Raw genomic sequence first — 12936 nt, 5'->3', positions numbered from 1 at the left:
GGGGTGCTACCAGGTCACGGGAAGTTCGTAGACGCCGTAGGCGAGGCGGTCGTGCTTGAAGGGCACCTCGTCGAGCGGAACGGCCAGGCGCAGGGTCGGGATCCGGCGCAGCAGGGTGTGGAAGACGATCTGCAGCTCGGCGCGGGCGAGCTGCTGACCGACGCACTGGTGGCGGCCGTAGCCGAAGCCGAGTTGCTGGGCGGCGTCGCGGCTGAGGTCGAGTTTGTCGGGCTCCGGGTAGGCCTTGGCGTCCCAGTTGGCCGGGGACAGATCGATGATGACGCCGTCACCGGCGCGGATGGTCTCGCCGCTGATCTCGATATCCTCCAGCGCCACCCGGCGCTGGCCGGTCTGGATGATGGACAGATAACGCATCAGTTCCTCGACCGCGTTGGCGATCACCTTCGGATCCTCCGCATTACGAAGGAAGTCGGCCTGCTCGGGGTTCTCCAGGAGCGCCAGGATGCCGATGCCGATCATGTTGGCGGTGGTCTCGTGCCCGGCGATCAGCAGGCCGGTGCCGAGCTGGGCGGCCTCCTTGACGCTGATCTCTCCGGCGGTCACCCGCTCGGCCAGATCGGACACCGCGTCCTCGGACGGGTTCGCCTGCTTCTCCTCGACAAGATTGATCAGGTACTGGTGCAGGCTCATCGCGCCCTTCTGCATGGCGTCCGCCGCGGCATAGCGGGCCAGGCCGGCGTTGGCGTGCTCCTGAAAGAACTCGTGGTCTTCGTAAGGGACACCGAGCATCTCGCTGATCACCACAGTGGGCACCGGCAGGGCGAGCTTGGCGACGAGGTCGGCAGGCTGCGGGCCGGCGAGGATCTCGTCGATGCACTCGTCGGTGACCTTCTGGATGGCCGAGCGCAATCCCTCGACACGACGGAACGTGAACGGCTTGGACAGCATGCGGCGAAACCGGGTGTGCTCCTCGGCATCGGAGGTGAACACCGAGCGTGGCCGCTTGTCGACGGTGGAGAGCATGTGCTCGTTCCAGTGCGGGAAGCCCTCGATCCGGTCGTCCACACTGATCCGGGAGTCGGAGAACAGCGTGCGGGCCTCCTCGTGGCCGGTGATCAACCACGGGGTGCTGCCGTTCCAGATCTTCACGCGGAACAGGCCTTTGGGGTTGCCCAGCATGGGCGGGGGCGGCGCAAACGGGCACCGCACGTCGCGCTCCATCGGGTATTCGGGGATGTCGACTTCGGTCAGCGTCTCAGACATGTGGTGGTTCCGTTCCTCAAGTCAGTCTTGAATCTCGATGGCCAGGGCTGGGCAGGCCGCCGCGGCGCGGCGGGCATTGTCGGTTTGGTCCGGATCGGGTTCGGGTTCCAGCAGGACGACGACACCGTCTTCGTCGCGCTGGTCGAACACCTCGCTGGCGTTGAGCACGCACTGCCCCGACGAGACGCACTTGTCCTGGTCGACAGTGACTTTCATATGAGGTCGCTTTCTTGAGTGACCGGCGCCATCCACAGGCCGACGATCGCATCGATCAATCCCGACGCCGCGCCCTGCCAGGACGCCCGCGGCACGGTGCCGCCCTGGGCCATCGCGCGTTCGCGATCAGCGGCGCTGTGCATCAGGAGATTGCGCGCCATGATGTTGCGTTCGACCCGGATCTCGTCGGGCAGATCAGGCAGGCTGTTCTTCATCCCGTCGATGACCTGCACCAGTGACTCCGAGCTCAGGGCGTCGCGCACCACGATGTTGTGGTAGGCCGGATCGGTCATCACCTGAGCGGCGAACCTGGCGTACCAGGTCGGGTTGCCCAGCGCGGCAAGGTGATCGGTGAGTGGCTGCACCAGACAGGCGACCCAGTCCCGGAGCTCGGCCGAAGCGCCGGTGTCGGCCACCATCTGCTCGCGCAGGCACTCGATCGGACCACGGTGCTTGTGCTCGATCGCGCGGACCAGGTCGGTCTTGGTGCCGAAGTGGTAGCCGACCGCGGCGTTGTTGCCCTGCCCGGCCGCCTCACTCACCTGACGGTTGGACACCGCGAACACTCCGTGTTCGGCGTAGAGGCGCTCAGCCGCCTTGAGGATTGCCTCCTGGGTACTGCTCGCCCGATCGGCGCGGGCGGTCCGGTTGGCTGCTGTCACCGTTACAGTCAACGCCCCTCCTGTAATTAAGTCAAGCACTTGATTTAATCAGATCCCAGGCCCGGCAAGATCCACGACAGAGCACGCCGAGACTACGGTTTTTGGCGGGATAACCCAGTTAAAGCGGCAAAAACCGTAGTTTCGGCGACCCAGGTCAGGCCGGGGGCTTCGGCTTCCGGACGATGACCTTGCCCGCGACGGTGCCCCCGTCGATCGGCAAGACCGTTCCGGTCACGTACCGCGACCGGTCGGTCGCGAAGTACAGCGCGGCCTCGGCCACGTCCTCGACCGTGCCTTCGCGCTTGAGCGGGCGGTCGTTGCGCATCTGGGCCCGGATCCCCGCCTCGAACTCCTCGATGCGCTCGCGCTCCTCGGGCGAGGCCGACTTGGCCACGATCGCCGTGCGGATGTTGCCCGGAGCGATGGCGTTGACCCGGATCTCGTAATGGGCCAGCTCGATCGCCGCGCACTTGGTGAACTGGATGACCGCGGCCTTGGACGCGCGGTACGTCATCACCCCGCCGCCGGCCTGAATACCGCCGATCGAGGTCAGGTTGAGGATCGAGCCGCCGCCGTGTTCGGCCATGTACCTCGCCGCATCGCGGGTCCCGGCCATCACGGCCCGGACATTGACCCGCATCACGGAATCGAAGTCGGCGAGATCGTCGTCCAGGAAGCGACGGTGCATCCGGCCCGACACCCCGGCGTTGTTGACCATGACGTCCAGGCCGCCGTAGGTCTCCTCGGCCGCCGAAACCAGGCCACCCACCTGCTCGACATCGCCGACGTCGGTGAACAGGAAGCGGGTGTTCTCGCCGAGTTCGGCGGCCAGGGCCTTGCCGCGGTCCGCGTCGACGTCGCCGATCATCACCTTGGCGCCCTCGGCGGCGAACCGCCGCACCAAGCCCTCACCGAGACCTGACGCACCGCCGGTGACGACCGTGACTTTTCCGGCCAGCTCGTTACTCATGAAACCTCTTTCAGGAATTCCAGCAGCACCGCGATGAGCGCGGCGGGCTGTTCGATCTGCGGGCAGTGCCCGGCACCGGGAATCACCGCACTGCGGGCACCGGCGATCTGGCCGGCGATTTCGGCGGCCCAACCCGACGGCAGCAGCTTGTCACGATCCCCCTCGATGATCATGGTCGGCACACCGATGCGGTCATACGCCCGCTGCGCCGACGGCATCGCCGGTGCGTCCAGGCCGGGCCGCCGAAACCGGGCCGCTGCCAAGGATTCCCAGGCTCCCGGCGCGATGCTCGACTCGTACCGCCGCTGGACATAGGCCTCGTCGGCCGGATAGGCCGGATCGGCGAACAGTGCGGTGACGATGCGTCGCATCCCGTCCAGCGTGGCGTCGTAGTCGTACAACGCCGCCGAATGTTCGTTGCGCTGGATCTCCCCTCCCCCGCAGATCGCGGTGAGCGATCGCACGGGGAGCCGCGGCGCATCCGAGGTGGTGTCGACCAGCAGGTTGATCGCCCCCATCGAGTTACCGACGAAGTGGGCCTCGGCGACGCCGAGTTCGGCGCAGAACCGGGCGATGTGCCGAATCCGCATGCCCCGGCCGTCATTGAAATCGATGACCTTGGCGCTCTCGCCGAAACCCAGCATATCCGGGGCCAGCACCCGGTAGTGCTCGGCGAGCGCGTCGATGGCGCGCTCCCAACCCAATTCGGCACTGACACCGAACTCGCCGCCGTGCAGCAGGACGACGGGATCGCCCTGTCCCGCTTCGAGGTAGCCGGTGGTCAGACCGTCGACGTCGATGGTCTTACGTGCGAACGTGCGCTGGGCCGTCACTGCTCGGTTCCGCCTGCCCGGCCGAACGTGAGCAGCTGGGTGGCCAGCATGTCGAGTTGACCGCGTACCGTACCGTCGGCCAATTCGCCTGTCTCAGCCCAGATCTTGTCCGCCGAGTTGATCGCCACCCCCAGCGGGGTGGGCCAGGCCCGCAACGCGTGACCGATGGACCGCAGCTGCCCCAGCGTTCCGACCGCGGCCTGCCAACCGTAGGCGCAACTGATACAGCCCCACGGGGTGTTGTCCAGGTAGACCCGCGGGTCCTCCCGCAGATCCTCGATGTAGTCCAGCGCGTTCTTGACCAGACCGGAGATCGCACCGTGATAGCCCGGCGACCCCACCACCACGGCGTCCGCGTCGCGGAGCGCGGAGACGAACTCCAGGGCGGCGGGCGTGCGCTCCAACGAATGCGGCGCATACATCGGCAGTTCCAGGTCGGGCCCGGCGAACATCCGGGTCCGGCCGCCCTGCCGTTCCACGGCCTCCAGGCAGTACCGGACGGCGCGCTCGGTCGAAGAGTCCGCGCGCAGGGTGCCGCCGAGCCCGACCACGAACGGCACCTTCTCAGTTGACGTCATCTTTCCTCACTTGATCGCAATGGGATTCACCGGCGAACCGACGGCACCGGTGACGCGCAGCGGCGGAGCGATGAGCTGGAACTCGTAGACGCCGTCGGCCGCGCAGTCGGCCGCCAGTGCGCCGAGGTCCCAGTACTCACCGAGCATCAGGCCCATGTCCCGCAGACACAGCATGTGCATCGGCAGGAATGTGCCCTCGACACCGTTGGCCGGGTCGGGGTCCTCGACCATCAGGTTGTCCGCCGCCACAGCCGCCACCTCGTGGTCGTGCAGCCACGACGCGCAACGCCAATCCAGTCCCGAACCCGGCTCGGTTCCGTCGCCGTTCGTCAAAAACCTTGTCCACCAACCCGTATGCACCACCACGATGTCACCGGGCGTGACGGTTACCCCCTGCGCGCCGGCCACCTCATCGAGCTCGGCCGGCGTGATCGGATTGCCTGGTTCCAGGAACTGCTCGGCGCCGCGGTGACGGACCACATCCAGCAATACACCGCGAGAGGTGATGCCCTTGCCGTCCACCTTGTCGATACCGCAGTGGAAGGCGCCGAAGCTGGTGACCGAATCCGCCGGGAATCCGTTGTAGAGCTTGTCCTCGTAGTAGACGTGCGACAACGCATCCCACTGGGTGGCGGCCTGCAGCGGCATCACGATCATGTCGTCGTTGAAGCGGAACGGGTTGTCCACGAAGAACTCGCTGACCTCGTGAGCCACCGAGTTACGCAGCCACTGCGGGCCGTACTGCGCCAGTGTGTTGGCGTCGCCGCCGTCCACGGTCATCACGTGGGTCGGGTTCTGCCGGAACTGGAACGCCCCCTGCGGGCCGGCCGACGAGAAGTCCCCGCCGAGCGCGAACACCTTGCCCTGGGTGACCAGTGACGCGCCCTGCGCGACCTTGTCGGGGGTGATCAGGTTGAGCGTGCCCAGTTCGTCGGCATCTCCCCAGCGGCCCCAGTTGCGCACATCGTCGGCGACCTTGCGAAAGTCGCTCATCGTCCCGGCCAAGCTCAGCTCCTCTGCACCGAGTCGTCGGCAGTGTCGCCGACCATTCCGTCTACAGCATCGACCAGAGCCGCCTCCCGCTGGGCCAGAATGCCGCCATCGGCCCAGATCACCTGCCCGGTCACGTAACTGGCGGCCGCACTGCCCAGAAACGCCAGCAGCGACGCCTGTTCGGCGGCCTCGGAGTTGCGGCCCAGCGGGGTGGTGAACGAATCGAGATACTGCCGGCCGTAGGCCGCGCGCAGCTGGTCAAGGATGGGGGTATCGGTGACGCCGGGGGCCGTGCAGTTGATCCGGATACCGCGGGCACCGAGTTCGGTGGCCCGCCACATCCCGTAGAGAATCATGGCCTCCTTGGACAACCGGTAGCCACCGTCTGCCAGGGCCTCGGGATGGTCGGCGCACCACCGCAACCCTTCGCCGACCGATCGCGTCCGGATCAACCCGGCTGTGGTGTCACGGTTTTCGCGATAGCCCGACGCTGCCAGCGAGGACACCGAGGTGATCGATCCGCCCGGTGCGATGCGGTGTTCCACCGCCTCGGTGAACTGTCGCGTTCCCAGGAAGTTGATGCGCACCACGAGCAGTGGATTGCCGATGCCTGAGGACACACCTGCCACGTTGAACAGGGCGTCCACCGGCCCGCCGACCGCGCCGGCTGCACGGTCGACGGACTCCGGGTCCGCCAGGTCGAGTTCGATGAACTCATCGGGCAGGTGATCGGGTGGCCGGATGTCCAGGCCCGTCACCCGGGCGCCGAGCTCACCCAAGGCACGGGTGACCTCGGCGCCGATGCCCGACCCGCAGCCGGTGACCACGACGTGTTTGCCGTCGTAGCGCACCAACTCGTCGAGTGCGGTCACGATCAGCCGGCGTTTTCCCGGGCGTCCTTCTCGGCCTGGGCCGCCTTGACCCGGCCTTCGTTGATCTCGGCCATCGCCTCGGGGATCTCACCGGCGGTGAACTTGTCGCGGCCGGTGGGCAGACCGCCGAAGGCGTAGGTCTCGTCGAACAACGGGGCGTCCGACGGACGGCGACGCGACTCGACCTTCTCGATCACCGGCTCCAGGCGCTTGGCCTTGTCCGCCAACGCCTTTGCGTCCCGCTCGATGAACTCGGGCAGGATCTCCTTGCCCATGATCTCGATGGACTCCATGGTCCCCTCGTGGCTGCGCGGGTTGAGCAGCAGGATGATCTCGTCGACCCCGCTGGCCTCGTAACCGCGCAGGAATTCGCGCACGGTGTCGGGCGAACCGATGGCGCCGCGGCCGGGACCATAGGCCAGCGACGGATCCTCCTTGACCGCCTGCTCGTACCGCTCCCACACCTTGGTGCGGCCGGGGGTGTGCATGCCGGTCAGGTAGTAGTGCATGATGCCGAACGAGAAGAAGCCGCCGCCGATGCCGAGCCGCTTGAGCGCCTCTTCGTCGGACTTGGCCACCATCATCGACAGGTCGCCGCCGATGGCCAGGATGTTGGGGTTGATCGCCGGCGTGATCGGAGCGCCCTGTTCTTCGAATTCCTTGTAGTACCCGTCAACCCGCTCCTTGAGCGCCTCGGGGCCGGTGTAGGCGAAACTCAACGCTCCGATGGCCTTCTGGGCGGCCATCTGGACCGAGGACGGGCGGGTGCAGGCAACCCACACGGGCGGGTGCGGGCTCTGCAGCGGCTTGGGGATGACGTTGCGGGCAGGCAGCTCGACATGATCACCCTTGAAGCCGGTGAAGGGCGCCTCGGTCATACACCGGATGGACACCTCGAGGGCTTCTTCCCACATCGTGCGCTTGTCGGCCGGGTCGATGTTGAACCCGCCCAACTCGGCGACTGAGGAACCCTCACCGGTGCCGAACTCCACGCGGCCGTTGGACAGGTGATCCAGGGTGGCGACGCGTTCGGCGATACGGGCCGGATGGTTGATCGGCGGCGGCAGGTGCATGACACCGAAACCCAGCCGGATGTCCTTGGTGCGCTGGCTCGCCGCGGCCAGGAACATCTCCGGCGCTGTGGCGTGGCAGTACTCCTCCAGGAAGTGGTGCTCGGTGAGCCAGACGGTGGAGAAACCGGCCTTGTCGGCAGCCTCCACCTCGTCCAGCCCGTCCTGGAACATCTGGTGCTCGTCATCGTCGGACCACGGCCGCGGAAGCGCGAACTCGTAGAACAGCGAGATCTTCATCGGTTTCCTCCTGAGGGGTTGCTGACGGTGTCCTGGATTTGCTGGTTGGCTGCTTGTGAAACTGGTTGCGCGACAGACTGTTGGGCACTCCGGTCAGCGATATGTCTGGCTGCCACGTACCCGAATGCCATCGCAGGCCCGATCGTGGCGCCCGCACCGGCGTAGCTGCGGCCCATGACCGCCGCCGAGACGTTGCCCACCGCGTAGAGCCCGTCCACGGTGGTCTCGTCGGCGCGCAGCACCCGGGCGTTTTCATCGGTGCGCAGGCCGCCCGAGGTGCCCAAGTCGCCGAGGATGATCTGGAACGCGTAGTACGGCGGCTTGCCGAGCGGGCGCAGATTCGGGTTCGGCAGGGTCGGGTCGCCGTAATAGTTGTCGTACGCGCTGTCCCCGCGGTTGAAGTCGTCGTCGTGCCCGCCGTGCGCCAGCTGATTGAACCGCTCGGCAGTGGCCCGCAGGTTCTGCGCGGGAACACCGATCTTTTCGGCCAGCTCCTCCCAGCTGTGCGCCTCGACCACGACACCCGAATCCAGCCAGGCCCGTGGCACCTTGCGCCCGGTGGGCACCGGAGCGAACGGAATCCTGGGGATGGGCAGGTGCCCGGCCACGACGTACCGGTGGAACGAGTCGATGTCGGTGACCAGCCAGCACGGGATGTGGCCGACGCCGGACTGCTGGCCCTCGATCATGGCGTGGGCGAAGTCCATGTAGGGGGCGGCCTCGTTGATGAACCGCTTGCCGTCGCCGTTGACGACGAACTGCGACGGCATCATCCGCTCGTTCAGCATGAACTGCAGCCTGCCGTCGGGCCAGCAGATCGCCGGGAACCACCATGCCTCGTCCAGCAGTTCAGTGGTGCCGCCGGCCTTCTCCCCAGCCCGGATGCCGTCACCGGTGGCAGCCGGATTGCCGAAGCTCCAGTCCTTTTCGAGCACCGGCAGATGCTCCTTGCGCCACGCCATGTCATGGTCGAACCCACCCGAGGCCAGGATCACGCCACCGGTGGCCCGGATCCGCAGCGGCTTGCCGTCACGCTCGACGACGGCGCCGAGCACCGCGCCGTCCGCACCGGTGATCAGCGAGGTCATCGGCGCATCCAGCCACAGCGGGATGTCGTGCTGCTTGAGCGCCAGCCGCATCCGTGCTGCCAGCGACTGGCCGATGGCGGCCATCCGGTCACCGAACACCCGGGCCCGCACCATCCGCCAGATCAGCTTGAGCAGCACGGCCTTGCCGCGCCAGTTCTGCCGGATCTGGTAGAAGAGCCGAAGATCCTTGGGGGCGAACCAGATTCCCTTGGGCGCCAGCGCCAGCGGGGCGAGCAGCTCCTGCTCGTGCTCACCGAGCTTGCGCAGGTCGATGGCCGGGACGTTGATGGTGCTCCCCTGCGCCGAGCCGCCGGGCAGTTCCGGGTAGTAGTCGGCGTAGCCGGGTTTCCAGACGAACTCGAACCAATCACTGTTGTGCTCGAGGAAGTCCATCATCTCCGGTGCGGCCTCGACGTACTTGCGGAGCCGGGCGTCGCTGACGGTGCCTTCGGTGATCTGCTTGAGGTAGTCGAAAACCCCGTCCGGCGAGGGCACGTAGCCGGCACGACGCTGCGACGGCGCCCCGGGTACCCAGATCCCGCCGCCCGAGAGCGCGGTGGAACCGCCGAAGTGGGAGGACTTTTCGATCACGAGGGTATCGAGACCGGCCGCATCGGCTGCCAACGCGGCCGTCATGCCGCCGCCGCCGGAGCCGACGACGAGCACGTCGACGGTTTTGTCGAACGTCTGCTCGGCGGTCTGTGCACTGGTGTCTGAAGTCATGCTGCGATTCCTACCGCCGTCCTGATTGCGAATCCTGCGATCAATTCCGGTGCCGCCCGGTAGAAGTGATTCCCCGTCCGGTACGGCCCGTTGACTGCGAGCGCCGCGAATGCGGCAACCCAGGTGCGGATCTCGTGCGCCGAATTGCCACCCTCGGTGGCGATGAAGGTGTTGGACCAGCCGTCCAGATCCGTCAACCGGCCCTCGTCGAAGATCTCCAGCAGACTGTGGTCCCATTCGGGATTCAGCGGCCGAAGCGCACTCTGCCCATGGGCGAAGTCGTGAGCGGCCTGGCTCACCGCGGACTGCCGGGCCATGCGCTGTTCGGCGGTCATCGGGACCCCGTGCACGATCCGGTCCAGGGCAGCCGGCGGCGCGGTGGCCAGCGTCGGCACCGGCGGGTCGTGCGACAGCCCACCGGAACCCAACACCAGCACCCGCTTGTCGAGGGTTGCCAGGTAGGCGCCCACCGCCGCCCCCAGCGCGCGGGACCGCGACAGCGGACCCAGCGGGGTGGCAACGGAATTGATGAAGATCGGCACGATGGGACGCGCGGTCGCCTCGCCGAACAACTCCTGCAGCGGCTGCACGGTGCCATGGTCGACGTCCATGCTCGTCGAGACGGCGACGTCCACCCCGGTCTCCCACACGGCCTCCGCACACTGCTGGGCGATGTCACCGGCAACGTTCAGCGCACCCTGGTACGTCCCGTAATCCCCCACTCCCGTTGCGGCGGTGCCGATGCAGAACGGGGGCATCAGCCGGTAGAAGAATCCGTTGTAGTGGTCGGGCGAGAAGGTGACAACGAGTTCGGGGTCGTAGTCGGCAACAAACTCCCGCGCGGCGGAGAGCGCCGAGCCGATCTCGTCGAGGAGATCAGCCGACGGTCCCGGAAGATTCAGCAGTGGGCTGTGGGACATACAGCACAGGGCTACTGGCACCGTTCGCACCTCCCTCCAGCACATGCAGTACGTCGAACAGGGCGTTGCTCAGTTCCGGGGCACGCTGGGCGATGTCGGCACCGGCGATGCAGCGGTCCGGGCGCAGCACCAGCACAGATTCCGCGTGCACGTCGAACCAGGCTTTGAGCGCACCCGTGCGGTCACCGACGATCACCACGGAGCCGTCGTCGCTGTCGGCATCGTGCCCGGTCCAGAACAACTGGGTCTGCGGGCGAGCCGCGATGAACTTCGCCCCCAGGGCTTTCCAGCGCTGATAGGCCTGCTCGCCGAGCAACGCGCGTGGATTGTTGTTCCAGCACAGCACCGCGAAGTTCAGCCCGATCACATCGTCGAGCAACACGTTCGACTGCTCACGGGTGTCCACCCGCGGCTGGATGAACAACGTGCCGGCCGGCGCGTCGGGCGTCGGCGGCTTCGGGTGGTAGACCGCGCCCTGGTCGTACCGCGGCATCGGCTTGAACCGCATCTCCAGCACGTAGCGCTTGAGCGCCGGAACCACCGACGCACCGCGAATCAGCTTGTCCCGCACCACCGCGATCTTGCGGTTGGTGGGCGAGATGACCCGCCCCACCAACGTCGACAGGTCGATCATGGCCCTGGCGTGCTTGCGGCGCTCGATGTCGTAGCTGTCCAGGAGTGCGTCGCCGGCCTGGCCGTTGACCACCGCGGCCAGCTTCCAACCGAGGTTGGCCGCGTCCCGGATGCCGCTGTTGTAACCCTGGCCCTGCCACACCGGCATCAGATGCGCGGCATCGCCGGCCAGCAGGAACCGGCCCTTCCGGAAGTTCCCGGCGATACGGGAATGGTGGGTGTAGACCCGGCGACGGATCACGTCGACCTTGTCGGGATGCGGTACGAACGGAGCGAGCAGCCGGGCGACGAATTCGGGATTCTCGGCCTGCTCGTCGGTTTCGTCGGCGTGGATCATGAACTCGAACCGGCGGATGCCGTGCGCGATCGAGATCGAGGCGTACGGCCGATCCGGATCGGCACCAACCTCGCTGTTGGGGTGTCCCAGCGGGTCATTTTCCAGATCCACCACCACCCAGCGGGTCGCTGAGGTGGTGCCGTCGAACGAAACCCCCATCATGCCGCGGGTGGCGCTGCGTCCGCCGTCGCACCCGACCACATAGCGCGCGCGCACCGCGGGCACGTCCGAGCCGAACTCGACCGTCACTCCGTCAGCTGTCTCGACCGCCGCTTCCATCCGGCGACCCCAGGCCACCTGCACATGCTCGAACCGGTCCAACCCGACCAGCAACTGCGCGTCGACCAACGGCTGCACGAAGCCGTTGCGCTTGGGCCAGCCGAATCGGGCATCCGGAGGCGCCATTTCGGCCAGCAGCCGGCGGTTGCCGTCGTAGAACCGAAGGATCTGATTGGGCACGGTGTGCGGCAGGATCGCCTCGACCAGGCCGATGGACTGGAAGGTGCGCAGCGATTCGTCGTCGAGTCCGACTCCCCGGGGGTAGTCGATGAGGGTGTCGCGTTCCTCCACCACGAGCGTTCGGACACCCTGGATGCCAAGAACATTCGCCAGGGTCAGGCCGACCGGCCCGGCCCCGACGATGATGACGTCGACCTCTTGGTCGGTCACGCCGGCTTCCCCAGCAGGAAGTCCAGATGCAACCGGTTGAACGTCTCAGGGTCTTCGTACTGCGGCCAGTGCCCGCAGTCCGGCATCACCTCGAACCGGGCACCGGGGATCATCGACGCGATGCGCCGGCCCTCACTGACGTCGGCGGTCGGGTCGTCACTGGTCCACAGCACCAGGGTGGGAGCAGTGATCGATCCGTATTCCTTCTCCCCCAGCAGGTTCCGCGCGCGGATCTCCGGATCCTGCAGTGCCATGATGTCGCTCATCGCGCCAACGAAACCGGGCTGGCGGTACACCGCCTGACGACTCGCCACGATGTCGTCGTAATCCTTCGTCTTGTCGGCCATCAGCCACTTGATCCGGGCCTGCACGGTCTCCCAGCTCGGGTTCTCCGCAGCCGCCATGGACAGCGTGATGATCCGCTTCATCACCTCGGGGTCGGCCTGTGAACCACCGGCGGTGTTGAGCACCAACCGATCGACGCGGTCCGAGTGATCGGCGGCCGCGCGCGCGGCCACCCAGCCGCCCAGCGATTCACCCGAGATGTGGGCACGCTGCGCACCGATCGTGTCGAGGAAGGCGATCAGATGGTCGACGTAGTGCGCGACCTCCAGCGGATGACCGGGCTTGTCGGTGTAGCCGTGCCCGAGCATGTCGATCGACCACGTCGAGAAATGCTGGGCATGAGATTCCAGATTGCGCACATAGGCCTCGGCATGTCCGCCCGACCCGTGCAGCAGAACCAGCACGGGCAGCTTCGGGTCACCGGCATGCAGGTAGCGGGTGCGGACGCCGCCCACATCGAGGTAACCCTGCGAGAACGCCACGCCCTGCAGGTCAGCCCAGACGCTCTCATGCTCGGTGGCCGAAACGGAACCGGATGCCGGCCCGGCGGCAGTGCTTGTCAT

The 12936-nt window shown here is 66.9% G+C and carries 13 protein-coding genes; all 13 read right to left on the bottom strand.

Features of this window, described 5'->3' with window-relative positions:
- Positions 1-6: 6 nt before the first annotated feature.
- Positions 7-1224 carry a cytochrome P450 gene (locus ACNQVK_RS14265; protein ID WP_044522243.1) on the bottom strand — a complete coding sequence of 406 codons (1218 nt, stop codon included), beginning with the start codon at positions 1222-1224 and terminating at the stop codon, positions 7-9.
- Positions 1225-1245: 21 nt separating this feature from the next.
- Positions 1246-1440, bottom strand: coding sequence for a ferredoxin (locus tag ACNQVK_RS14260; RefSeq protein WP_044522241.1), 195 nt, complete (start codon positions 1438-1440; stop codon positions 1246-1248).
- Complete coding sequence (locus ACNQVK_RS14255; protein WP_418030021.1) at positions 1437-2102, bottom strand: TetR family transcriptional regulator; 666 nt, start codon at positions 2100-2102, stop codon at positions 1437-1439. The genes ACNQVK_RS14260 and ACNQVK_RS14255 overlap by 4 nt, the downstream gene beginning before the upstream one ends.
- A gap of 154 nt (positions 2103-2256) precedes the next feature.
- Complete coding sequence (locus ACNQVK_RS14250) at positions 2257-3072, bottom strand: SDR family NAD(P)-dependent oxidoreductase (RefSeq protein WP_418030020.1); 816 nt, start codon at positions 3070-3072, stop codon at positions 2257-2259.
- Complete coding sequence (locus tag ACNQVK_RS14245; RefSeq protein WP_418030019.1) at positions 3069-3905, bottom strand: alpha/beta fold hydrolase; 837 nt, start codon at positions 3903-3905, stop codon at positions 3069-3071. Before ACNQVK_RS14245 ends, ACNQVK_RS14250 begins: the two co-directional genes overlap by 4 nt.
- Positions 3902-4483 carry an NADPH-dependent FMN reductase gene (locus tag ACNQVK_RS14240; RefSeq protein WP_418030018.1) on the bottom strand — a complete coding sequence of 194 codons (582 nt, stop codon included), beginning with the start codon at positions 4481-4483 and terminating at the stop codon, positions 3902-3904. The genes ACNQVK_RS14245 and ACNQVK_RS14240 overlap by 4 nt, the downstream gene beginning before the upstream one ends.
- A gap of 6 nt (positions 4484-4489) precedes the next feature.
- The gene (locus ACNQVK_RS14235; RefSeq protein WP_409551600.1) at positions 4490-5476 is read right to left on the bottom strand and encodes a cyclase family protein; all 987 of its coding nucleotides are present in this window, start codon (positions 5474-5476) and stop codon (positions 4490-4492) included.
- A gap of 14 nt (positions 5477-5490) precedes the next feature.
- The gene (locus ACNQVK_RS14230; protein ID WP_418030017.1) at positions 5491-6348 is read right to left on the bottom strand and encodes a coniferyl-alcohol dehydrogenase; all 858 of its coding nucleotides are present in this window, start codon (positions 6346-6348) and stop codon (positions 5491-5493) included.
- Between the two features lie 2 nt (positions 6349-6350).
- Positions 6351-7658, bottom strand: coding sequence for an LLM class flavin-dependent oxidoreductase (locus ACNQVK_RS14225; protein ID WP_418030016.1), 1308 nt, complete (start codon positions 7656-7658; stop codon positions 6351-6353).
- Positions 7655-9469, bottom strand: coding sequence for an FAD-binding protein (locus ACNQVK_RS14220; protein ID WP_418030015.1), 1815 nt, complete (start codon positions 9467-9469; stop codon positions 7655-7657). The genes ACNQVK_RS14225 and ACNQVK_RS14220 overlap by 4 nt, the downstream gene beginning before the upstream one ends.
- Positions 9466-10389 (bottom strand): 3-carboxyethylcatechol 2,3-dioxygenase, encoded by a 924-nt coding sequence (locus ACNQVK_RS14215; RefSeq protein ID WP_418030014.1) that lies wholly within the window; start codon positions 10387-10389, stop codon positions 9466-9468. The genes ACNQVK_RS14220 and ACNQVK_RS14215 overlap by 4 nt, the downstream gene beginning before the upstream one ends.
- A complete protein-coding gene (locus ACNQVK_RS14210) occupies positions 10346-12028 on the bottom strand; it encodes a bifunctional 3-(3-hydroxy-phenyl)propionate/3-hydroxycinnamic acid hydroxylase (RefSeq protein WP_418030013.1) in 1683 nt (560 codons plus the stop codon). Before ACNQVK_RS14210 ends, ACNQVK_RS14215 begins: the two co-directional genes overlap by 44 nt.
- Positions 12025-12936, bottom strand: a complete 912-nt coding sequence (locus ACNQVK_RS14205; protein ID WP_418030012.1) for an alpha/beta fold hydrolase — start codon at positions 12934-12936, stop codon at positions 12025-12027. Before ACNQVK_RS14205 ends, ACNQVK_RS14210 begins: the two co-directional genes overlap by 4 nt.

This window comes from Mycobacterium sp. 134, assembly GCF_048282715.1.
In the GTDB taxonomy this organism is placed as follows: Bacteria; Actinomycetota; Actinomycetes; order Mycobacteriales; family Mycobacteriaceae; genus Mycobacterium; species Mycobacterium septicum.
The sequence above is the reverse complement of the archived record's forward strand: the minus strand, read 5'-3'. Positions and strand labels throughout refer to the sequence as shown.

Excerpts from the sequence above, each read along its gene's own strand:
- ACNQVK_RS14265 (WP_044522243.1), bottom strand. The coding sequence starts at position 1,224 with ATGTCTGAGACGCTGACCGAAGTCGACATCCCCGAATACCCGATGGAG.
- ACNQVK_RS14260 (WP_044522241.1), bottom strand. The coding sequence starts at position 1,440 with ATGAAAGTCACTGTCGACCAGGACAAGTGCGTCTCGTCGGGGCAGTGC.
- ACNQVK_RS14250 (WP_418030020.1), bottom strand. The coding sequence starts at position 3,072 with ATGAGTAACGAGCTGGCCGGAAAAGTCACGGTCGTCACCGGCGGTGCG.
- ACNQVK_RS14240 (WP_418030018.1), bottom strand. The coding sequence starts at position 4,483 with ATGACGTCAACTGAGAAGGTGCCGTTCGTGGTCGGGCTCGGCGGCACC.
- ACNQVK_RS14235 (WP_409551600.1), bottom strand. The coding sequence starts at position 5,476 with ATGAGCGACTTTCGCAAGGTCGCCGACGATGTGCGCAACTGGGGCCGC.
- ACNQVK_RS14225 (WP_418030016.1), bottom strand. The coding sequence starts at position 7,658 with ATGAAGATCTCGCTGTTCTACGAGTTCGCGCTTCCGCGGCCGTGGTCC.
- ACNQVK_RS14220 (WP_418030015.1), bottom strand. The coding sequence starts at position 9,469 with ATGACTTCAGACACCAGTGCACAGACCGCCGAGCAGACGTTCGACAAA.
- ACNQVK_RS14215 (WP_418030014.1), bottom strand. The coding sequence starts at position 10,389 with ATGTCCCACAGCCCACTGCTGAATCTTCCGGGACCGTCGGCTGATCTC.
- ACNQVK_RS14205 (WP_418030012.1), bottom strand. The coding sequence starts at position 12,936 with ATGACAAGCACTGCCGCCGGGCCGGCATCCGGTTCCGTTTCGGCCACC.